This window comes from Legionella bononiensis, assembly GCF_016786215.1.
Classification (GTDB): Bacteria; Pseudomonadota; Gammaproteobacteria; order Legionellales; family Legionellaceae; genus Legionella; species Legionella bononiensis.
In genome coordinates this window covers 528917-551695 of sequence record NZ_JADOBG010000010.1, presented here as the reverse complement: position 1 = coordinate 551695, position 22779 = coordinate 528917, and the positions used below count along the sequence as shown (strand labels likewise).

Below are 22779 nucleotides of genomic sequence, written 5' to 3'. Positions count from 1 at the left end.
GGGTTAACACTTGGGGTGACGGCTTAGCACTCGGGATGACAGTTTTTATACGTCATCCTGAACGCAGTGAAGGATCTCCTGAATGTGGCACTATTCGCTTTTCAACCACATTCAGGAGAGCCCTCGTTTCACTCGGGATGACGGGATAACACTCGGGATGTTAGAGTAACGTGCTGAATGACGGGTTAACACACTGCTTAAACGGATAGTCTTAATATTTTTAACTTAAACTGAAACAATACGCTCTTCGTAATTGTTATTATTTTTAGAAAATAATCTGGATTTTCTTGCCCATACTAAATAACCTGTAATAGCCAAACCGGTATATATAAGCATTAAACCGCAGTGGAAGGGTAGACTTTTATTTAGATACATCACTGCAAATAAAGCGTCGGTTATAAACCATAAAACCCAGGTTGCGATTATTTTGTGGCACATTAACCATTGTGCTACAAGACTCATTGAAGTGGTTGCTGCATCCATAATCGCGACAGTAGAGTGGGTTAAGCTGTGTAAGATATAATAAATGAAGATAAAGACAGTCCCAAGTGTGAGTGTCAGTAATAGCCATTGGGTCAGGTTCAGTGTTTTTAATGGTTTTTGTATCGCCGTTTCTTTAATTAATGATTGTCTATACCATAATGACCAGCCATAACACATGCTGAGGAAGTAAAAAATTTCCAACATCATATCGGCATAAATTCCCTTATGCCAATAGAGCCATCCATTCAGGACGGTTGCTAATATACCCATAGGCCAGGCTTTATTATTCAGTCGAATAAAAAAATAGGTTGACAGCAGGGAGGCTAAAGCACCAAATAAATCAAATAGCATAGAGAGTACCGTGATAAATGCCGAAACATAGTTCCAAACGATTATGTTTAGTGCAATTATAAGTGAGGTATCTATACCATAATTTGCATGATGTTACCAATCGTAAAGGGACAAAATACTCAAGTTTCAAGGACAGGACTTACGAAAAACGCTCAATCTCTTCGTTAAAAGGAGTTTTTAATTCAGTCATGTAGTTTATCTAAACGTCTTCATTAAAAATTCCTTTTGCCTCGACCTTGGGTTTTTTCATAAGTCCTTAAGGAATCAATTAAATCCAATTATGGGAAATTTAGCTGGGATCTGCTAATCTTAACTCAGACATCGGATTTTTAAGGAGAAAAAGATGTATAAGAGGGTGTTATTTGCTACAGACTTTGATGAAGTAGGGGTCAGGGCTGCTGAGAAAGCAAAGAAAATTTCAGATGAAAATGGAGCTGATTTGATTCTGGTTCATGTTGTCGAACCCATTCCGGCCTATGCATATCCTGGATTTGCTGGATTCGCTGAAGTCGAGTTATCCATTCGTGAACAAGCAGAGAAAGAACTGGATGAGCTAGCGGATAAATTGGGCGTTGATGCGAAACATCGATTTATTGAATTCGGTTCTACTAAAAATGAGATATTAAGAGTAGCGAAAGAACACAAAATAGATTTAATTGTAACAGGCAGTCATGGCAAACATGGTTTGTCTTTATTATTAGGATCTACAGCAAATGCAATACTGCATGGTGCTGAATGTGACGTATTAATTGTCCGGCCTAAAATCGATCACTAATTGAATGAAAACTGTTTGTGTTTGTATTGAGTTTAGGTTGTGTTGATGATTCATTAATTAATTCCTATGTTTTGAGATATGCTAACAGAATTTCGGAATTTTTTACCTACCCTATCTGGCTCAATAAAGGAATGGTGCCTCTGTTTGCAAATGATGGTTAGAACGTGTCGGGTGAAATACCCATAACCGTTAGGTTATGGGCGAGGTACCCGACCATGTTATTTTGAGCTTAATACTCATTTCTTTAACGTACTTTGTTCTTCGGGACTGCCTGGATCTTGTAGTCTTAACGATCGTTGACTAAAAAATGAATGAGAGCCAAGAGGTGCAGAAGCATCAAAATCTGATGAAGATGCAGGGGTTGATAGACCAGAGCCTGAATCATAGTGGGGTATGTTTGATTCCAAGCTGGTTTGATTAGTTGCCCGTTGTTTTGCTTGTTCCAGTGCCTCCTCAATACAATGCAAAGATTGAGAATGGTGTGAGCGTTTAACCAGATCAAGAACGGAATGGTGATCACTATTCTTTTTCATCACCGCGTCGGCTTTGGCAGCATCGGGCAAGTAATTCAGTAGTAGAATCAGATATTTTGAGTGGTGTCTTGCGACCGCATGCAGTAGGGTACTGCCATAATAGTCCCTTGCCATCACTGCCTCAGCCCTTACTGCTTTCGGCAGGCAATCCAGTAACTGTTTCAGTATTTCGGGGTGATTTGTTGCGGTTCGATGCAGCACGGTAGTTCCATACTTGTTACATATCATCACTGCCCCAGCTCTTGTCTCTTCAGGCAGGCTATCTAGCAGCTGTATCAGGATTTCAGGGCGGCTTCTTTCGACCTCATGCAGTACCGTATTATCATCTTCGTTCGTTACCAGTAACACGCCAGCTCTTGCTGCTTTGGGCAGGCAATCCAGAATCTGTTTCAGGAGTTCTGGGGCATTTTTTGCGATCTGATGCAGCACGGTATCACCATCCGTATTGGTTATCATCAGGACGTCCGCCCTTGTCGTCTCGGGCAGGTAGTTCAGAAGCAGTCTGCTGATTGTGGAGGGGTCTTCGATGCTGTGCAGTACGGTATCGCCTTTATTGCTCTTCGCCATCAAGACGCCAGCCCTTGCTGTCTGAGGCAGATAGTCCAGAAGCAGGTTCAGGCGTTCGGACTTTTTTACAGCCAAGTGCATCACGGTATAGCCAATATAATTCTTTGCCATCACGGCATTAGCTCTTTCCTCTTCAGGCAGGTAGTTCAGTAGCAGTTTCAGGGATTCGGGATAGTCTAAGGCCCGGTGCAGCACCGAATTACCAAATTTATCATTTATTTGTATCGCGTCTGCCACTGCCATCTTAGGCAGGTAGCTAATAAGCAGGTTTAGGGATGCACCGTTGTTTGCAGCCAGGTGCAGCGCTGTATATCCATCCTCGTTACGCGCCATCACGAAGCCAGCTCTTTTTTCTTCGAGTAGGCAGTCCAGAAGCAGCTTCAGGGATTTGGGGTTATTTGCAGCTTTATGCAACGGGGTGTTTTTTTGCTTGTTGCATACCATTACGGCACTACCCCTTGCTGCCTCGGGTAGACAGTCCAGAACCAGTTGCAGGGATCCCGGGTTGTTTGCAGCCTGGTGCAGCACGGTATCCCCTAATGCATTAGTTGTCATCAAAGCGTCAGCTCTTATCTCCTCTGGCAGGCAGCCGAGAAGCAGCTCCAATGATTCGGGGTCGCTTGCGGCCTCGTGCAGCAAAGTACCGTTACCCGTGTTAGCAGTCATTACGGGCCTGGCTCTGTCTGACACAGGCAGATAATCCAGCAGTTGTTTCAATATTTCAGGGCCTCTTTTTATGGCAAGGTGCAGTGAGGTTGTGCCATTCGTGTAATATAATATCGCGGCTCCGGCTTTGTCCGCCTCGGGCAGGCAGTCTATGATCGGTTTCAAGAGTTCTATAGAACTATTGGCGATCAGGTGCAGCAAAGTATCGTTCTCATTATCATCATCCTTTGCCATCACTGCATTAACTCGAGCTTCCTCAGGCAAGCAATTAAGAAGCTGGATCAATAGTTTTGGGTTGATTTTTGCAACCAAGTGCAGTACGGTTTCGCCATAATAATTCTTGGCCATCACAGCATTAACCCTTGCCTCCTCAGGAAGGCAATCCAGAAGCTGTTTCAGGATTTCAGGATGTTTTACTGCGGCAATGTGCAGCACGGTATCGTTGTGATGGTTCTTTGCCATCACAGCGCATGCCCTTTCTGTCTCGGGCAGGCAGTCCAGAATCTGTTTCAGAAGTTCAACGTGTGTATTCGTCACCAGGTGCAGCATGGTATTGCCTTGAGGGTTTCTTGCCAGTACGACGCCAACCCGTAGATGCTCGGGTAGTGTCTGTAGCAACCATTGTACAAAAGAAAAGTGCTGATTATCGATGGCTACTTGAAGTGGAGGGAATCGGCCTTTGAACTTCACCATAGAGTTTGCGCCTCGCTCAAGCAGGGCGGCCGCAAAGCCTATATTTCCGTACTCTGCCGCAAGATAAAAGGGAGTTAACCATTCGCTGCTAACGGCATTAGGGTAAAAACCCGAAAGTTGAACGATTTTACGAACTATGGCCTCGGGCATGTTGTTAGACGCTGCCAGCAGTTGTGCGACATCGAGACTGGATTCGGTCGTGATATTGCCGGGCGTGAGCAGCACCGGAAAGAAAGGCGCCCCTGTCGAGTCCGGTGCAGCAACACGTTCAATCTGGTCAAGCAACGCTTCGGGCCAGGAATCTCGTGAAAGCGCCTCGCCAGCGGTGTTCTGCTCCTGATTGCATCGGTTGCGGATGAACGCGATCGTGATGGGAAGACACTGACGAAAAAGGGGTGACCAGGTGTCTTCGGGATAACAGAGGGCATGAAGCAGGACGCGGTTTATTTGATAGGGCGTCACTTCCATAATGCCGTCTTCCCCCGCTCTGGCTATCCATTCGATAAGCATTGTATCGTTTACACGGATAACCGGAGTGCTGTCGTTCTCCGGGGTGTTTTCTTGAAAAAACAGCTCACAAAGCCTTCCAAAGAGATTCGCACGAGCGTCGATTCCGCCGTCACCGCTTGCGGCAAACCAGTTCGCCGCATAATTGCTGATGAAGTCATGATAGGTGTTGTTTCGCCATACTCCAAAACCGCGCTCAAAGGCGAGTAAACGATGTTCCAGCATAGCCGTGTCTTCAAGCAGAGGCGCAAGAGACAGGTCCGGATTGTGCAGGCATTGTCGAAGAAAATGAAGTGCATCTACCCATGCGGCCTTGTGTTCCTCAGGCATGTCGCTGACGTCCAGCAGATTTTTATAGTCTTTGTAGTGATACAACGCATCGTGAAGCCTGACAACGAGGTACAGAGTGCTAAACGGGTCGGTTGCCGCGTCAGGGTTGGCCAGTGCTTCCGGACTAAAGTCTGTTCCCTGAAGCCAGGCGAGCGTCTCGAGCGCAAGCGGTTGAATACCCGTTGCTGCGATGCTGCCAGAACTTGCAGCCAGGGTCTGGCGCTTGGCATGGCCTTCGAGGGTTGCAAGGATGGGGATAAAAGTACAGGGGATGGTTTCCAACCCCTCTTCGCTGCAATATCCGTTGATTTTTTGCATCATGGGCGCATCCGGAGCTATACCGATGGTGCGAAAACGCCCGAGCACGAACTCTCGTGATGCATCTGAGCCTCCGGCATTCTTGATGGCATCCCGAACGGTATCTGGCATGGTGCCGTATGACCATGGCAAAAGCAGGGACTGAAAATGCGCATGCAATGGGACGCGCTCACCGCCCACCGGGTCTCGCCCATCGGGAAAGCGAATGTTCATCTGCTTTCCAAGCACTTCATGCACCATAAAATCGAACAACCCCTGCATGAGGACATCCTCTGCATTCAGGGGGAGGCGCTTGCCTTCATAGCCATCGAGCGCCATAAGCCATGCATGGCGAATGCCTGTAGCGCAGATACGCGGTTTAGCTTTCGCCAGCGCGTTGTTGATGCGGTCAAACTCCTGAAGGCGCTTCAGCCGCTCATTTTCGGCTGTACTGTTAGCGGGCACCGGCCATCGTAATTCGTCCTTATCCATCAGTGCTGAGAGAACCGTGGCATAAATCTCGGGCAGCGGCAGGTACCATTCTGTGGAAACCAGGCTTCCGTTGTGCTCTTCCACCAAAGTGACCCGGTCAAGCTCCTTGCTCAAGATGCGCGACCCCAGTGTTTCCTTAAGCCAGGCTTTGGTGAGCTCCTCCAGCTTGGATGATTCTAGTCGCCCGTCATACCTTTTAATGACGTGATTCATCCGTTTCTTTGCTACTGAATTATCGGCCATATCGAGAGTCATTACGGATGTTGCGACTGCAGGCGATGACGAGACTGCTGAAGAAGACGCAGCAGTAGAAGAGGCAGCCGGGCGAGCAAATACTTCGATGTCCGTTTTTTTTAAAAGATACCGTGAAGCCAGTCGGATGGCGAGCATTGCAGCTGCATTTGAGGTCACTTTGTTGTGGGTGCTCTGTCCATCCTGGGCGCTTTCAATCATCGCATGAGTGAGGTTGGTTGGCATGGGTAGTTACATTAACAATCAATTTGGCGGCTATTATACTAATGTGATTGTAATTTTGTCAAAAAAAACACCGGTCCGGTTGTCCAATAAAATGCCCGCTGAAGCGTAATTCAGGCATTTAGCTTTTCTAAACTCTCCTCATTAAAATTTGTTTTACCATGCCTCTGATTTTTTTCGTTAATCCTGTATTGTTCAGGTTTAACTGAAATCAAAAATTAATGAATACTCTATTTCTCAATAGGCAATAAAACCAGTATACTATTATACTTTAATTCGTACGATTTAATTGATTAATGAAACTGTTGCGTGGTGTTCAACATCTTGCTGAAATTGAAAAGGGCGTAGTAGCTACGATTGGTAATTTTGATGGCATTCATTTAGGTCATCAGAATCTGATTAAATCCTTAAGAGATAAAGCGAATAGCATGAAATTGCCTTCGGTGCTGGTTCTATTTGAACCTCAACCCAGAGAGTATTTTCAACAAGAAGCTGCACCTGCCAGACTTTCCAGTTTAAGGGAAAAATTGGAAATGCTGAAGTCATGTCAACTGGATTATATTTATTGCATCAAATTTGATCGAACCATGGCTGAAACTACTGCTGAGGATTTTGCTAATCAATATCTTTTTCATGCATTAAAAGTAAAATATTTGCTTGTAGGGGAAGATTTTCGATTTGGCAAGAACAGGTCCGGCGATGTTCCTATGCTGAAAGCTTTAGGCGCACAATACTCATGTCAGGTAGAAACCTGTTCTGATTTTTTAATTGAAAATGAAAAGGTCAGTTCAACAAAAATAAGAAATGCATTGCATCATGGTGATCTAAATCTGGCTGCTCGATATCTAGGTAGAACTTATAGTTTATGCGGCAGAGTGATCCGAGGGGATGGTCGCGGACGACAGTGGGGGATTCCTACTGCTAACCTGAGTTTGCATCGATTAGCGCTCCCATTAGCGGGTGTTTACGTTGTTCATGTTCGTATGGGTTCTAAATATGTTGAAGGTGTTGCCAATATTGGAAAACGACCCACAGTAGATGGAACTAAAAACATATTGGAAATACATTTATTGAATTTTAATGATTCAATCTATGGTGAGTTGTTGCAAGTATTTTTCTTGCACAAATTGCGTGATGAGGTTAAATTCACAACAGTGGATGCTTTAATTACGCAGATTCAAAATGATATTGCGGCGGCAAAAGCATTTTTTAATTTGAAGTGCAGTAGTAGCTTGAACTGTACATAAAACCGTCAACACTTAACGATTTCGCAGAGTAGGCATCAATGGCAGAATATAAAGATACATTAAACCTTCCCAATACTTCTTTTCCAATGAAGGCAAGTCTCGCAACAAGAGAACCGCAAATGCTGGCTGATTGGAACGCCAAAGGGGTATATGAAAAAATTCGTAAAAACCGAAGTGGAAGTAAAAAATTTATTCTGCATGATGGTCCTCCTTATGCCAATGGACATCTTCATTGCGGTCATGCGCTGAATAAAATTCTTAAAGATATTATTATAAAATCCAAATCCTTTAGTGGCTATGATGCTCCTTTTGTTCCTGGATGGGATTGTCATGGATTACCCATAGAGCTGAATGTAGAAAAGAAAGTAGGTAAAGCCGGTGTAAAAATTTCACCCAGAGAGTTTCGTGTTAAATGTCGTGAATACGCAGCCAGTCAAATTGATATTCAGCGTGATGAATTTCAGCGTCTGGGAGTATTTGGCGATTGGTACAATCCCTATGTGACTATGGATTTTCGCTATGAAGCCAATATTGTCAGAGCATTGGGATTGATGATTAAAAATGGTCATCTGCAACAAGGCTTCAAGCCCGTGCACTGGTGTATTGATTGCGGTTCAGCTCTTGCTGAAGCAGAAGTCGAGTATGAAGAAAAAACCTCTCCTTCAATTGATGTGGCATTTGTTGCTGTTGATTCGGCAGATTTTATCAATTGTTTTAAAATAACAGTAGAAAATAAACCCTTGATTCTTCCGATCTGGACAACCACACCATGGACCTTGCCAGCCAATGAAGCGGTTTGTCTGCATCCCGAGATTGACTACTCGTTAATTGATGCAGGGGATACATATTATATAACAGCTACTGATTTGGTTGAGTCAGTAATGACGCGCTATGGGATCAGCGAATACACGATCTGCGGTTCAGCTAAAGGGGCGGTATTTGAATACCTTAAATTAAAGCATCCGTTTAATGATCGTCAGGTGCCGGTAGTACTTGGTGAACATGTTACTACTGATTCTGGAACTGGTTGTGTACATACAGCGCCTGCGCATGGCCCCGATGATTATATGGTGGGTAAATCTTATAATCTTCCTTTAATCAATCCAGTAAAGTCTAATGGTTGCTTTGCTGAGGATGTTGCGTTTTTTGCGGGTATTTCTGTATTAAAATCCAACGATGTTATTCTGGATAAATTATCCGAAAATGGGGCTCTTTTAGCCAAAGAATCGATTAGACACAGTTATCCTCATTGCTGGAGACATAAGTCACCGATGATTTTTCTGGCTACTCCTCAGTGGTTTATTTCTATGGATAAATCCAATTTAAGACAGGCCATAATCAGAGAAATTGATAAGGTCAACTGGGTGCCTGACTGGGGGAAAGCGCGTATTAGCAATATGGTTGAGAATAGGCCTGACTGGTGTATTTCAAGGCAGCGAGCCTGGGGTACGCCTATGCCATTATTTGTTCATAACACCACCCGGGAACTTCATCCAAATACTTTGGAACTCCTGGAACAAGTAGCTCTCATGATAGAAAAATCAGGAATTGATGTCTGGTTCGAATTAGACGCGGCTGAATTACTTGGTGATGACGCCAAAAATTACGATAAAATATCAGATACTATGGATGTCTGGCTTGACTCTGGTGTATCTCATTTCAGTGTTTTGAAACAAAATAAAGATTTGGATTTTCCTGCAGATGTTTATTTTGAAGGTTCTGATCAGCACCGTGGATGGTTTAATTCATCGCTGACTACTTCTGTGGCCATGAATGGAGTTGCGCCCTATAAGACGGTATTGACCCATGGTTATACAGTTGATGCAGAAGGTAAGAAATTATCAAAATCCAAAGGCAACTATGTAGCCCTGGATAAATTAGTGAATCAGCATGGAGCAGACATATTACGTTTATGGGTTGCTTCTACTGATTATAGAAATGAAGTCAGTATTTCAGATGAAATAATTAAACGTAATGCTGATGCATACCGAAGAATTCGTAATACCAGTCGTTTTTTATTGGCTAATCTGTTTGATTTCGATCCGGCTAAGGATTGCGTGGAGTCACAAGATTTATTGGAATTGGATAAATGGGCATTAAAACGGTGTCAAATCTTGCAGGATGAAATTGTAGCGGCTTATGAGGCGTATCAATTCCATGTGATATATCAGAAAATTCATAATTTCTGTGCAGTAGATATGGGCAGCTTTTACCTGGATCTGATTAAAGATAGGCAATACACTACAGCAAAAGAAAGCAAAGCAAGACGTTCCTGTCAAACTGCTATGTATCATATAGTAAAGGCCTTTACTCTTTGGCTTGCTCCTATATTATCATTCACTGCAGAAGAGATTTGGCAATCCATTCCCGGGTACCAGGGCGAGTCCATTTTCATTGAACGCTGGTATGATGCCTGGCCTGCAATCGATGCCGTGAATATGGAAGATTGGGAGCAATTGCATCAGATTCGTGATGAAGTTAATAAGTCTTTAGAAGAAACAAGACAGAAAGGCGCGATTGGTTCTGCTTTGGCTGCTGAAGTTAACCTGTATGCAAAACCCGAGGTCGTGCCAAAACTGACTCGTTTGGGAGAAGAGCTGCGTTTCTTGTTAATGACTTCAGGCGCGAATGTTTTACCAATGAGTAATGCTCCGGCTGGTTTGAACTTAACAGAATATGGCGTAACGATTGAGGTTATTGCCAGTTCTCATGAGAAGTGCGCGCGTTGCTGGCATAGAAGACCTGATATAGGACAAAACAAGGAGCATCCAGAACTCTGTTTGCGTTGTGTGGGCAATATCAGTGGTCAAGATGAGGTGAGGCTTTTCATATGAAAAAATGGTATTGGTTTTTACTCAGTATTTTTGTAATTATCTGCGACCAAACAAGTAAATACTGGATTGGTGTTTTATTAACTCCTTATAAACCAATGCCTGTAATTCCAATGCTAAATATAACTTTAGCTTATAACACTGGGGCTGCTTTCAGTTTTTTAAGTGGTGCTGGTGATTGGCACAGATGGTTTTTTGCTGGATTCAGCCTTCTGGTCAGTATTATTTTAGTGATATGGTTATGGCGAACTCCTGACAATGCACGCATGCAATCTGCAGGAATCAGCTTGATTTTAGGAGGCGCGCTGGGTAATCTTATTGACCGAGGATTACATGGCTATGTTATTGATTTCATTGATGTTTACTATAAGTATCATCACTTTGCTACGTTTAATATCGCTGATAGTGCAATATGTATAGGAGCTGCAATTTTAGTTTTGGATTTGTTAATCCATAGAGAATAGAACGTGTTTCCAATTCTCCTTGTTACCCGTCAATGAGTATTCATCCCCTTCATTTATCGAGATCTTACTAGAATTGCCTTCTCCCTCCGGGAGAAGGTGCCGAAAGGCGGATGAGGGGATCAAAAAATGATTAAATTCGCCCTCAAAATACTTAGCCCAACTAGTAATGGACTAAATGTAGGGAGTTATTTGATAAAGCAATAAGCAAGATTGGGTTGCGTCAACATGAGATCTCAAATTAAAAAAATACAATAGCTTGTCTTGACTTGGTTTACGCGTGCTAACTATCTTAATAGTTCAGGCTATGAGGTTTTAAGGTTTTGGTAAAGTGGAGTACAGCCCCTATTTATTTTAGTCATGGATGTTATCTCAAACTATTTAATGAATGATATTTGAGCCCCTCATCCGCCTGTCGGCACCTTCTCCCGAAGGGAGAAGGCGATTCTAGTAAGATCTCGCAAACCTATGAAATGCAACATTGTGCAATTTGAAAAAGAGAGGAGGCTCTGAGTCTGCTTGGTTTTGTTTAAGTGAGAACCCACCTGGTCTACTGCTCAAAGCATGTTAAACAAGGATCCCTGAGGATAGAGCGCCCAGTTGTTTTTTATCAGGGTTATGTATCCCTACAGCAGCAACTGCGGGCAGATTAAGAAAATGTTCTGCTTCTTCCCACTCTATTTCTGCTGGAAATAAATGAAGGTTAGGTAAGCATTTATTTAAAAGAGTGCAAAAAGCTAAACTTGCTGGAAAAGGGCGGACTTGATGGAAGCCCAGATGCAATGCTGCCATGGCTTCGGAAATAGTAGCCACACCTGGCAGATAGTTCATTGAATAAACGTTTGCAGTTTGTGCAATAGCAGGCAAAAAACCGGGGCTTGAAGCAAAATGAACACCTGCGTTATAACATTGTTCTAGTTGTTGTGTGTCAATTATGCCGCAAGCGCCTATTTTGATCGTAGGACATTGCTTAATAATCTGAGCTAATAATTGTGGATCAGTAGAGTTAATTTCAATCGTTGTAAAACCGGCTTCTTTTATCTGTTCTACTCGCTCAAATAATAAATTATCAACATCCAGTGATACTATAACAGGTTGGTTAACCATTAATTTATCGATGATCATGTTTTATTTCCGCAAGTGCTGCATAATTTTTCAATGTTAGAAGACTTGATTTAAGTTGGCAAGTAAATTGACCATAAAAATGGTTGGTATAGCTTTTGATGTGATTAATTACTGAGACTGTGGAATAAAATTGAAATAAAAGAATAACCCCGCTCTAAGCCTGGATGCTTAGAGCGGGTTATTGACGTAACTATTACTTAGGACTGGTGCTGAGAGGAGTTGGTGATGAATATTCTTCTTCTTTTACTTCTTCTGGAGTACTTTCTTTAGAGCTTGATTGTTCCAATTCGTTCTTTTTATCATTGTCTTGTGCCACCAGCTCTGTAGGGTTTTGAATGTTGGTTATTCCTTTTGTCGCGTCAACACCAAATCGTTCCATATTTTTAAGCATGGACTGCATGGTCTGGAATGGAATATTTCCTGTTCTCGGCATATTAACAAACATCATTTGTAAATAGGCATTTGCTGCGGTTCTGTTATTTGGAGGCGCTAGACTTGCCAGATTTAGCAAATCGTCACGGGTGAGCTGTTTTGCTTGTTGCAGTTCTTCCATGCGGTTTTTGAACAGATCTATAGGTGATGCCTGACTTGATTTTGGAGTTGCAACATTCCCTCCTGACTTAGGTGTCGGTACAGGAGTAGGGACTGGTGATGAAGGGAGTTGCTCCATAGATACAGTAGATTGATTTGCCTGATTCGCTTGATTCAATAAGTTGCCACGAATTGCGGTAAGTTGAGAGATTTCATTATTAATTATCGTCTTCTGAGCCTGGCATTCATCTTTTTGTGCTTTAACATCTTCAACTCGTGTACTGTGAAATTCCTTTTCGAGTTTTTTATTATGATGGATTACTGATTGGATTGACATCGCATCAGGATTTTGTTTTATAGCTTCGTAGCCTTTACGAGCCGCAGCTTTCGCTTCCGGATCCTCTTTTATTTTTTCCCAATCATCTGTTGATTTTATAAGATGCACCTGCCCGTTTTCATCTTTAACTAGTTTCTGATTGGCATCTAAGGTTAACACTGCGTCTTTAGGTGAACTGACTGTATCTCCATTTGCATCCACATAGTATTTCTCGTTTCGATCTACAGCAAGCATGTCATTGAAGCCAGCAACCTGAGTGTGTAGCCCCTGGATAACAGGCCTTAAAGCCTCAGCTTCATCATCTTTATCCATTTCAATTAATTTTTGAATTTCAGCATATTTTTCAATTATTTGAGCGTCCAGAACTTCTAATTTTTGTTGGATTTCTTCTGGAGATAAACTATCGTTTTCATCCAGTGACTGTTCAAACATATTCATATTGTATTCGAATATATTATATTTCTCTTCCATAAGAACTTTTTCAGTTTCTAATTGTTCCATTTTCTTATCAAGAGCTTGTTCTTTGGCTTCAATATTCTTAAGTGCGGTAGAATAATTGGCCAAGGTACTATCAACACTTTTTATCGATTTATCAATGGCGGTGCTTTTAGTTTCAGGGACAGGAGTTTTTGCTCTCTCTATAGCTTTTTCATTTTGCTGCATTACTATTTCTTTGATTTTATCTGAAGCGTTCGCTTTCTCATCCAGAAACCAGAGAAACAACAGTGCTTGTATCTTGCTCATTAAGAGTCGTTGTTGTTGCTGTTCAAATTGTCGTTCTTCTTCAATTGCTTTTTCCAGAGCGATTTCAGCGCCTATCTCTCCAATAACCGCCTCTCCAGCAGGGGAATGTAAAAATTTCTTTACATCTTCCGGAGTTTTTAATCCAAAGCGGCCAAGATTTATTGTTGGTCTGTAATCTTCATTAGATAGTTCACCAGAGTTTGTGTTTTTTTGTTGCGCATCTTTTGCAAAGATATAATCAACCCATGCATCTAATGATTGAGGTGCTTTGCGAAATTGGGATTCTGACAGGTAACCGGGAGCATTTGATGGACTAGTACTTAAACCAGCCAGATTAGTTGGTTCAACACTCTTTTTTTCAACTTCTAATGTGTCTGATTGATTATCAATAGCCATATATATGATCCTATTTACACCCAGTTATGTTAATTATACACAAATATGAACAAATAAGCATCAGTTTTCTATGGGTTATGCTTTGTGTCGAAGCACTGGCAGCCCTTTTTGCCTTGATATAAAAAGGTTTGAAAAAGACAATTGTTCTATAATTCATTTTTGATACTTAATCTTAGGTATAACGTCTTGATTTTGCAAATAAATGTGATGTGGAATTAATAACAATGTTCATCCCTTGTAACTATTCAGCATGGGCTGCTCTTGATGGTCGAGTTGATTCTTGTGTTCTGGTAGGGGAAATAATTTGGAGTAAGCAGGCTGAGAATCGGGAATTTCTGCTGGAGTGTTCTGTTGTCCTTCGTCGAGCAGATTACGTATTAAGCAGTGACTGTTGGAGTGCGGGACTAATTCTGAGCGTCGTGGTTCACTGCAATAATAGTGTTGGTCATCGAGAATTGTATGTAAAAGAGTATCCTCTTCATGAAAAGCCCAACTGAATAAGTTACTGCGGCTGATTTCTATTTGGGAAAGTATATACTGCTTTGCTTCCCCTGCTGTGTTATCCAACCAGTCGCACAGTTCAGTAACTACAGTCGCGCTGATTGAAAATACCATGCCAATTGAGTTATCCCAATACGATCCAATAACACTTAAAACAGTACCTGTTGAATAGGCCAGTATTCGACTGATTGGATTAATAATGGTTAAAGAAATACGTAGTCCTAACGAGAAGGCATCAAGTAAAGGGAGAATGATTATATTCTTGATGAGCTGAAGTGGTGGTATAAACAGTATTCGTAATGCATTGATACCTATATTAATGATCAGGGTATCGGAACAATGTTTTATTGGAGAACTAAAGCCATAAAGGGTTGAAAATTGAAATTCGGCAATAAAATTATTTAGGGAAGGTCTTTCTGCGATATCAATTAGTAACCGCCCGATGGCACCAAGATTTCCGAGAGTTGCGCATAATTTACGTATTATATTGGTTATCCCTCTGAAGGGAACATGAATTAATAAAGCGCTACCTTCAATTAAGGGAACCGTCAGAATCGCAAGGAAAAAATCAGTAATGGCGGCAGTACATTGTTTACCTGATCGGAGGATTTGAGCGCCGCTTTTTTTCAGGCCATTAATAAATCCGTTGTTAAAGCCATAAAAATACCATTCCACAAAGGGGGCTAAACCTATTTTCGCAAGAGTAATAATATGTTTACAAATCCATTTACAGGTACCTAATAACCAATCATCCCCGGGATGCATTATCGTATCATACAGTGCAGCTCCGCCTTTACCACCCAGTGCCGCATAATTGGTATAAGGAAAATCGCCCATTTCCTGTTGTAATGACGGGATTGCTTTGGTTAAGCCATAGCCAAGACTAAGCGCTAAAGCAGCTATAATGGCGATTTCACCCGGATCTTCCTTGAGAATTGAAACGGCTTCGACAAAAAATTTATCCAGATTTCCAACAGTAATCATTCCTTGCCATAGAGTAACCGAGGCAGAAATAGCTTCAGATATAGTGCCATGGTTCATTAATCGTGCCAGCTTCTGAGTTGGCTCAATACCCGATATCAGACCACTTAAATAGAGTTTGGTTAAAACTGATTCCAGGGCTTTGGGAGCCAGTACCGCACCTGCACCATATAAATAAGCGGCCATGGCCAGAGTGCCCACCATGGGATTTCGTTCACTGGTATCGATGAAAAAACTACCCAGATGCCTCAATACACCTAAAATTCGATGCAGCGGATTATCATAGGGATGTGGGCTGGGCGGATGATTTGCACGAGCGATAACGTAAGGAGAATTGCTTATTTGTTCTTTAATGAATTCTTCAAGGGTTTGACCATTGGCTAGTAGCCCTTTATTTTCCAGCGCGTCGTGGAGCGAGCCTCGTTTTAGAGCAGATGATCGAGGCTTGGTTTCCTGAGGTGCGGTTTCCTTTTTTTGTGTATGAGTCGCATGTACATGACCCATAAAATCTTCATGCAAGTCATGGATTATAAAATGACTCATTCGTTTATAGAAATTTTGGAAGAAACTTGGAATACGCGAAATAAATCCTTGAATTCTTAAACTGAGACGCTCAGGTAAATAGAGATGGCGTTTGCTCACCTGACTTAGAGTATAGAGATCCTGACCTTCCGGAAGAGGGTAAAATTGCGCGTCTTTTATGAAATAATTCAAAGCCACCAGTTTGTTGTCCAGACGCAGGATGATTTGATTTTTTTGAGCTACAATCACCCAATTGCCATTGGGGAGTTTGCCAAGATAATTCTTTGCCTTTCTGAGCGATTTTGCATGAATTGGTTCAACTGAACTGTTTGTTAAATTGAATACTAATTCGTTTAAAGTGGAATATCCCTGTTGGGGTAGTCCTTTTAGGGCATAATAAGGCTTTATTTTGGTTATTGTAACTCCATCAGGCCTTTGTTTTATTTTCGTCTTATGGGTTGGTTTTTCTTCAATTGATAAATAGTTTAACCAATCCTGACCATCATTCCATAGGGAGCGAAGAAAGGTTTCAAACTTTGAGAACCGGTTTGCTGGTACTTCGTTAAGATGAGATGCTGGTATCAAATTATAATGAGTGCAAATGACTCTCAAGGCATCATCAAGATCACGATTATCATGTCCAATATGCAATTCGCTGTCCCAGATAAAACAAAGCGGCTTTTGTCTGGAATCGAGTGTTTTGTGGATTTTAGAAAAATCCATTTGATCCTGACGTGAGACTGAAAAGACACGATTGAATTGATAACGTTGCGCTGCTATTTTAGCGTCATAAAGTAAATAACCTAAAGATCCTTCAGAGACTACCGGATTGTTAGTAATTCTTCGGTTGCCATCAGTGCATGTCTTTACAATAGCCAGAACTTTTCTTCTTAATTGTTCCTGTCCAGCGAAATCATGGGGTTTTATGTGGCGCTCCTCTCTGAGCAGAGAGCTTAAAGAGTTGATGCATTCATTGGCCAATTGCAATTTGGTCAGTTGTTCAGGACTGAGCGGTTGTTTATAACTTTCTGAGCGTATTCGGTAGCGATGGATTTTACTTATAATATCAGCAACCAGAGAAGAGGGACGGTCACCGGGAAGTAATTTTAACAGGTCCGAATTATGAGTAAACAGCATCAATTGCACTGTTTTCTTATGATGATTGGCTATGAGTCGAAGTCTGTCTCCATCCTGAAGAAGGTACTCCATAGTGTAATTTCCATAAAGTACGGTACCTGCCTCATGACTGAACGCATTGCCAGTTATTGTAGGCATTTCTTTATGGTTGTATGGTTTTATACGTAATGGAACAATTACTTGTGTATGACCATCCGTAGTCAGGAACTCAGGCATAAAATCCGTATTTTGCACATATCGTATACAGATTAATAGGTTTTGAGGGAAAATAGCAAGTATATAAGCTACAATTTTTATTTCCAGCTTATATACTTGGATCTACGGAGTTAAAAGCTGGATGTTTTACAGCTCGGCTGTTAAAATGATTTAAAAATAAACAGGAACCAATTTGAATGGCTAGTTATTGTGGATATATCGCTTTGGTCGGAAGACCTAATGTAGGCAAATCGACCTTGCTTAATCGTATTTTGCAACAAAAATTAAGTATTACCTCCAAAAAACCACAAACAACGCGTCATAGTATTTTGGGAATTCGCTCCGAGGGCGAGTATCAATTCGTTTATGTCGATACGCCAGGAATTCATCAGGGTAACAAAAAAGCGATGAATCGCCTGATGAATAAAACGGCCATCAGTGTGTTACGAGATGTTGATGTAGTTGCGTTCCTGGTGGATGGAACTCATTGGGAAGAGGAAGATGAGTATGTTCTTGGCTTGATTAAGCAGGCAAAGGTTCCTTGTATTCTTGTAATTAATAAAGTAGATAAAATTAGCGAAAAAGATCAGCTGTTGCCCTGGATCGAACACATGAGTCAGCGTCATGAATTTGCTGCAATCATTCCTTTATCAGCTAAAACAGGGGTTCAGGTTGAGGAACTAGAGACTCGTTTAATTCCCTTTTTGCCTGAAGGTCCTCATTTATTTCCCGATGATCAATTTACGGATAGATCAATCAAATTCTTATGTGCCGAGTTGTTGCGGGAAAAAATATTTCGTTTCTGCGGTCAGGAGATACCGTATTCGGTTTCGGTGGAAATTGAATCCTATAAAGATGAAGGCAATCTGGTTCGTATCCATGCCTTGATTTGGGTTGAAAAAGACAATCACAAACGCATGGTGATTGGAGATAAAGGTCAAAAATTAAAGGAAATGGCGACCAGCGCTCGTTTGGATATGGAGAAAATGCTTGGGAAAAAAGTATTTTTACAATGCTGGTGCAAAGTGAAGTCCGGATGGGCTGATGATGAGCGTATGCTAAAACAATTGGGCTATGACAACTAAATCCCTGCAGGCATGGGTTATTCATAAACAATGGTCTGGGGATACCAGTGCCAGAGTGAATTTTTTTTCTCGTGAGTCAGGACTGGTTAATTGTCTCTGCAAGGGGGGTAGAACCCCTAAAAAACAATCCTTGTTACAACCATTCACTCCTTTATGGGTCAGTGTTGATGAACGCCATGATCGGTATTATGCCCGTACCATGGAAAGCATTTCGCCCATGTTACATCTTGAAGGTAATTCTCTTTTTTCCGGTTTATATATTAATGAACTGCTGTATCACGCCTTGCGTCCAATAGACCCAGATGCAGAGCTATTTGATGCTTATTTAATGACATTAAACGGATTGGCCTCGACAGATAATCGATTGCTAATCGAATCCATTTTACGCCGTTTTGAATGGGCTTTGCTTAACTCCTGCGGTCATTCTTTTTCATGGATTGATGAGGCGCGAACCGGGGATCTGGTTCGCGCAGATCAGTGTTATCAATTTATTGCGGGTGAAGGATTTGTTGCTTCTGATAAAGGTATTCCAGGTGAGCATATTCTTGCTTTGGCGGAAGATAACCTGGATGAAGCACCCTATCTAAAATCAGCGAAGCTTATTATGCGTCAGGCAATAGATCATCTTTTAGGCGGACGTGAAATTAAGGCAAGGGCTTTATACAGCAGTAGTTAATTATCATTCGGGATGCAACGGACTTAAGTTAAGCCTAGGTAGCCTGTATTAGCGCAGCGTAATACAGGATGGAAGTGGCATCAAGCTCCATTGTTCCCCGTATTACGCTGCGCTAATACGGGCTACAAAAAACAATCTACAATAAATAATCCTTACATTAACGCTTTTGCATTCATATTCTGCCCCTGGACAATTTTGACATGAAGCACATCAATAGCAGTTTGGTACGAAGTCTATTATACTTTCCATTTTAAGTTTTTGTGGTGCAGAATGAATAAAGAGTTATTGTTAGGTGTTAATATCGATCATATTGCAACGTTACGTCAGGCACGTGGAACACGTTATCCCGATCCTGTACAGGCCGCTATGGATGCTGAGGAAGCCGGGGCAGATGGTATTACTTTGCATATGAGGGAAGATTTACGACACATTCAGGCTCGGGATGTTCGTTTAATTAAACAGGTATTACAAACGCGAATGAATCTTGAATTAGCAGTTACAGATGCTATGCTGGATTTTGCAGAAGAAATTTCACCAGAGCATACTTGTTTAGTTCCTGAAAAACGTGAAGAATTAACTACAGAGGGTGGTCTGGATGTATTGACTCATCAGAAGGCTGTAGAACATGCGGTTCGACGTTTGGAGCGCATGGGAAGTGAAGTGTCCTTGTTTATTGATCCGGACAGGGAACAAATAAAAGCGGCCGCTGATATTGGCGCACCTGTTATTGAGTTGCATACAGGATGTTATGCAGATGCAACTAATGTTGAACAACAAAGTTATGAACTGGAGCGAATCAAGCGAGCAGCAGAATATGCATCCAGTTTGAATCTAATTGTAAATGCAGGTCATGGGCTTCATTACCATAATGTGAAACCTATTGCCGCAATAAAAGAATTACTTGAACTTAACATTGGTCATGCCATTGTTTCCCGAGCCTTGTTTTGTGGGTTAAAGGAGGCAGTGCGGCACATGCGCCAATTAATGCAAGAAGCGAGACTTTATGTCAATGACTGACGTGATTGTTATTCGAATTACCGGAGACTCTGGTGACGGAGTGCAGCTGGTGGGGGAGCAGTTGACCATCAGTGCCGCACTTACAGGGCGTGATGTACGTACTCTTCCAGATTTTCCAGCAGAAATCAGGGCACCTGCAGGAACAGTAGCTGGTGTTTCGGGTTTCCAGCTTGCTATGGCCGAACGAGCCATTTTCACCGCCGGCGAATCGCTTGATGTTTTAGTGGCTTTGAATCCAGCGGCCTTGAAAAACTCTCTTCAACACCTTAATCAAGGCGGATTATTGATTATCAATGAGGACAGTTATACCGATAAGGATTGGCAAAAAGCAGGTATTGACAGGAGCTTCCTGGATAATTGTGCTGAACAATACCAGGTTGTTTCTTTTCCTTTAATTACTCAGACCTTGCAAGCAGTAGAATCTATAGACCTGACCAAGCCTCAAGCAACAAAAACCAAGAATTTTTATATTTTAGGATTGGTATTATGGCTGTTCGATTTACCCACTTCAACCTGTCAGTCTTTTATCAGTAAGAAATTTAAAGCGAAACCCGAAGTGGCCAAAGCCAATGAACTGGCGTTATTAGCCGGGTATAATTATGCCATGACTCTGGAGTTGTCACGTCGTGAATACATGCTGGGTGAAGTCAACAGACACGCAGGGGAATACCGGCAGATAACCGGAGTTGAAGCTGTTGGTTTAGCTCTCGCTACTCTTGCGACACACACTAAAACTCCAATGTTGGTATCTGGATATCCCATTACTCCTGCATCGGCTATTTTACATGAGTGTGCCCGACTTTCTGATTATGGCATTCAGTTAATTCAGGCAGAAGATGAAATTGCTGCCCTATGCTGTTGTATCGGTGCGGCATTTGGCGGACGATTGGCCTTAAGCTGTACTTCAGGTCCTGGTCTTGATCTAAAAAGTGAAAGTTTGGGACTGGCTGTAGTTACTGAATTACCTTTAGTATTAATCGACGTACAAAGAGCGGGTGCCTCAACAGGATTGCCAACTAAAACAAGTCAAAGTGATTTACGGCAAGCTTTATACGGTCGTCATGGCGAAGCTCCTTTGCCCGTACTTGCTGCTCAATCACCATCAGATTGTTTTTATACAGTACTTGAAGCCTTTCATATTGCAATCAAGTACATGACCCCGGTCATTGTATTGCTCGATGCTTATCTGGCTAACGCGGCTGAACCTTGGGAAATTCCAGCAGTTGAATCATTAACGTTACCCACTATTGAATACAATCGTTTTGCTAAACCATTTCAGCGCGATGAATCCTTAAGCAGAAGTTGGAATATTCCTGGAACTCCCGGATTTATTCATCAATTAGGCGGACTGGAAAAACAGGGAGATGAAGGACGAGTAAGCTATGATGCGGAAAATCATCAAAAAATGGTGAATTTGCGTATTAATAAAATTAAAGGTATTGCGCGAACCTACTCTAAAACAGTTATTGAAGGTGATGCTTCTGCTTCAACATTAGTAGTCGGATGGGGTAGCACTTACGGCAGTTTAAAATCAGCGGTAGCTCAATGTTGTGAACAGGGTATCGCTGTTGCCTATATTCATTTGCGTCATCTTAATCCTTTACCTGATGATTTTGCGGCGCTACTGAAGTCATTTGATAAGGTATTTGTCGCTGAATTGAATTCAGGTCAATTATGTCAGATTATTAGAGGGACTTATCTGGTTGATGCTCAATCAATTAATCAAAGTAACGGTCAGCCATTTAGCGTAACCCATTTAGTCAACGCCATCAAAGCGGAAGCCAATTATGAACAACAATTATAAGCGTGAAGATTTTACTAATGCTACAGAAGTTCGTTGGTGTCCGGGTTGCGGTGATTACGCTATTTTGGCAGCGTTGCAAAAATTGTTGCCGGAACTGGGGCTTGCACCTGAACAACACGTGTTTGTTTCAGGAATAGGCTGCGCGGGCCGATTACCTTATTATATGAATACCTATGGATTCCATACCATTCATGGCAGGGCAACAGCTGTCGCAACCGGTTTGAAAACCATGCGGGATGATTTAACCGTATGGGTAATAACCGGAGATGGCGATGCTCTGAGTATTGGTGGCAATCATTTGATCCATATTTTAAGACGTAACGTGAATGTGAATATTTTATTATTTAACAATCAAGTATACGGTCTGACCAAAGGGCAGTTTTCACCCACTTCTCAGAAGGGTCAGGTTACGAAAACCTCTCCTCAGGGAGTGACTAATGAGCCGATTAATCCACTGATGATTGCTATGGCTTCCGGAGCCAGTTTTGTCGCTCGCGCGGTGGATAAAGATCCGGCTCACCTGGGATCGATTCTGAAAAAAGCATACGAACATAAGGGATGTTCTTTTGTTGAAATTTATCAGGATTGTAATATTTTTAATCATGGCGCTTTTGATGAGTTTGCCGTAAAAAGTAACCGGGCAAACAACACTGTATTATTGGAAGAGGGTAAACCCTTAGTGTTTGGAGCTGAGAAGGAGTTTGCTTTAAATTTGAACGAGGGACAATTTGAGCGCGCAGGCTCTGATGTGAGTGGTCTATACACTCATGATTCAGCTAATTTGATTGATGCGATGCGTCTGGCTCGATTAACCTTTCCAGCTTATCCTGTTCCTTTAGGCGTGTATTATCAGCAATCAAGAGATCTGTTTACTTTGCCTCAAGAGATTAAAAAATCAGTCAATGATTTGCCGGCTTTATACAGGGCTAAGGCAAGTTGGCAACAAAGTTAACGTTTTTTGCGGACTAAATCCTTATTTATCTCACCATGCACCACTGGATTTTTCATCAATTTACACTAT

General features: G+C 42.0%; 14 protein-coding genes. 9 read left to right on the top strand and 5 right to left on the bottom strand.

Going from position 1 to position 22779, the window contains the following annotated elements; all coding sequences use genetic code 11:
* Positions 1-225 precede the first annotated feature (225 nt).
* Positions 226-834, bottom strand: a complete 609-nt coding sequence (gene pnuC, locus IZU94_RS07665; protein WP_203109534.1) for a nicotinamide riboside transporter PnuC — start codon at positions 832-834, stop codon at positions 226-228.
* 343 nt (positions 835-1177) lie between these two features.
* On the opposite strand from pnuC, the gene IZU94_RS07660 reads away from it, so the two are divergent.
* Positions 1178-1609, top strand: a complete 432-nt coding sequence (locus tag IZU94_RS07660) for a universal stress protein (RefSeq protein ID WP_203109532.1) — start codon at positions 1178-1180, stop codon at positions 1607-1609.
* A 236-nt stretch (positions 1610-1845) separates the two neighbouring features.
* On the opposite strand, the gene IZU94_RS07655 is transcribed toward IZU94_RS07660, so the two are convergent.
* Positions 1846-6171, bottom strand: coding sequence for an ankyrin repeat domain-containing protein (locus tag IZU94_RS07655; RefSeq protein ID WP_203109530.1), 4326 nt, complete (start codon positions 6169-6171; stop codon positions 1846-1848).
* Positions 6172-6464: 293 nt separating this feature from the next.
* On the opposite strand from IZU94_RS07655, the gene ribF reads away from it, so the two are divergent.
* From ribF to lspA, 3 genes are read left to right on the top strand one after another with little or no spacing between them, the layout of a single operon-like run.
* Entirely contained in the window at positions 6465-7415 is a 951-nt protein-coding gene (gene ribF, locus IZU94_RS07650; RefSeq protein ID WP_203109528.1) for a bifunctional riboflavin kinase/FAD synthetase, read from the top strand.
* Positions 7416-7453: 38 nt separating this feature from the next.
* Positions 7454-10249, top strand: coding sequence for an isoleucine--tRNA ligase (gene ileS / locus IZU94_RS07645; RefSeq protein WP_203109526.1), 2796 nt, complete (start codon positions 7454-7456; stop codon positions 10247-10249).
* Positions 10246-10710: a signal peptidase II gene (lspA, locus tag IZU94_RS07640; RefSeq protein WP_203109524.1), complete on the top strand. Its 465-nt coding sequence runs from the start codon at positions 10246-10248 to the stop codon at positions 10708-10710. The genes ileS and lspA overlap by 4 nt, the downstream gene beginning before the upstream one ends.
* 564 nt (positions 10711-11274) lie before the next feature.
* Here the strand turns inward: lspA and IZU94_RS07635 are convergent.
* From IZU94_RS07635 to IZU94_RS07625, 3 genes are all read right to left on the bottom strand, one after another.
* A complete protein-coding gene (locus IZU94_RS07635) occupies positions 11275-11832 on the bottom strand; it encodes a multidrug DMT transporter permease (RefSeq protein WP_203109522.1) in 558 nt (185 codons plus the stop codon).
* 193 nt (positions 11833-12025) lie between these two features.
* On the bottom strand, positions 12026-13840 hold the full coding sequence (locus IZU94_RS07630; RefSeq protein ID WP_203109521.1) for a hypothetical protein: 1815 nt from the start codon (positions 13838-13840) through the stop codon (positions 12026-12028).
* 228 nt (positions 13841-14068) lie between these two features.
* Positions 14069-17197, bottom strand: coding sequence for a hypothetical protein (locus IZU94_RS07625; protein WP_203109519.1), 3129 nt, complete (start codon positions 17195-17197; stop codon positions 14069-14071).
* A 176-nt stretch (positions 17198-17373) separates the two neighbouring features.
* Between IZU94_RS07625 and era the strand changes: the two genes are divergently transcribed.
* The 5 genes from era to IZU94_RS07600 all read left to right on the top strand — a co-directional run bounded on the left by era (position 17374) and on the right by IZU94_RS07600 (position 22710).
* Positions 17374-18261, top strand: coding sequence for a GTPase Era (gene era / locus IZU94_RS07620; protein WP_203109517.1), 888 nt, complete (start codon positions 17374-17376; stop codon positions 18259-18261).
* The gene (gene recO, locus IZU94_RS07615) at positions 18251-18937 is read left to right on the top strand and encodes a DNA repair protein RecO (RefSeq protein ID WP_203109515.1); all 687 of its coding nucleotides are present in this window, start codon (positions 18251-18253) and stop codon (positions 18935-18937) included. Before era ends, recO begins: the two co-directional genes overlap by 11 nt.
* A gap of 270 nt (positions 18938-19207) precedes the next feature.
* Positions 19208-19954, top strand: a complete 747-nt coding sequence (pdxJ, locus tag IZU94_RS07610) for a pyridoxine 5'-phosphate synthase (RefSeq protein ID WP_203109513.1) — start codon at positions 19208-19210, stop codon at positions 19952-19954.
* Positions 19941-21758 (top strand): 2-oxoacid:acceptor oxidoreductase subunit alpha, encoded by a 1818-nt coding sequence (locus IZU94_RS07605; protein ID WP_203109511.1) that lies wholly within the window; start codon positions 19941-19943, stop codon positions 21756-21758. Before pdxJ ends, IZU94_RS07605 begins: the two co-directional genes overlap by 14 nt.
* Positions 21742-22710 carry a 2-oxoacid:ferredoxin oxidoreductase subunit beta gene (locus tag IZU94_RS07600; RefSeq protein ID WP_203109509.1) on the top strand — a complete coding sequence of 323 codons (969 nt, stop codon included), beginning with the start codon at positions 21742-21744 and terminating at the stop codon, positions 22708-22710. Before IZU94_RS07605 ends, IZU94_RS07600 begins: the two co-directional genes overlap by 17 nt.
* Positions 22711-22779: the final 69 nt, after the last annotated feature.

What these genes read in the sequence shown, in the direction of transcription:
- pnuC (WP_203109534.1), bottom strand. Translation starts at nt 834, where the DNA reads ATGCTATTTGATTTATTTGGTGCTTTAGCCTCCCTGCTGTCAACCTAT.
- IZU94_RS07660 (WP_203109532.1), top strand. Translation starts at nt 1,178, where the DNA reads ATGTATAAGAGGGTGTTATTTGCTACAGACTTTGATGAAGTAGGGGTC.
- IZU94_RS07655 (WP_203109530.1), bottom strand. Translation starts at nt 6,171, where the DNA reads ATGCCAACCAACCTCACTCATGCGATGATTGAAAGCGCCCAGGATGGA.
- ribF (WP_203109528.1), top strand. Translation starts at nt 6,465, where the DNA reads ATGAAACTGTTGCGTGGTGTTCAACATCTTGCTGAAATTGAAAAGGGC.
- ileS (WP_203109526.1), top strand. Translation starts at nt 7,454, where the DNA reads ATGGCAGAATATAAAGATACATTAAACCTTCCCAATACTTCTTTTCCA.
- lspA (WP_203109524.1), top strand. Translation starts at nt 10,246, where the DNA reads ATGAAAAAATGGTATTGGTTTTTACTCAGTATTTTTGTAATTATCTGC.
- IZU94_RS07635 (WP_203109522.1), bottom strand. Translation starts at nt 11,832, where the DNA reads ATGATCATCGATAAATTAATGGTTAACCAACCTGTTATAGTATCACTG.
- IZU94_RS07630 (WP_203109521.1), bottom strand. Translation starts at nt 13,840, where the DNA reads ATGGCTATTGATAATCAATCAGACACATTAGAAGTTGAAAAAAAGAGT.
- IZU94_RS07625 (WP_203109519.1), bottom strand. Translation starts at nt 17,197, where the DNA reads ATGCCTGAGTTCCTGACTACGGATGGTCATACACAAGTAATTGTTCCA.
- era (WP_203109517.1), top strand. Translation starts at nt 17,374, where the DNA reads ATGGCTAGTTATTGTGGATATATCGCTTTGGTCGGAAGACCTAATGTA.
- recO (WP_203109515.1), top strand. Translation starts at nt 18,251, where the DNA reads ATGACAACTAAATCCCTGCAGGCATGGGTTATTCATAAACAATGGTCT.
- pdxJ (WP_203109513.1), top strand. Translation starts at nt 19,208, where the DNA reads ATGAATAAAGAGTTATTGTTAGGTGTTAATATCGATCATATTGCAACG.
- IZU94_RS07605 (WP_203109511.1), top strand. Translation starts at nt 19,941, where the DNA reads ATGTCAATGACTGACGTGATTGTTATTCGAATTACCGGAGACTCTGGT.
- IZU94_RS07600 (WP_203109509.1), top strand. Translation starts at nt 21,742, where the DNA reads ATGAACAACAATTATAAGCGTGAAGATTTTACTAATGCTACAGAAGTT.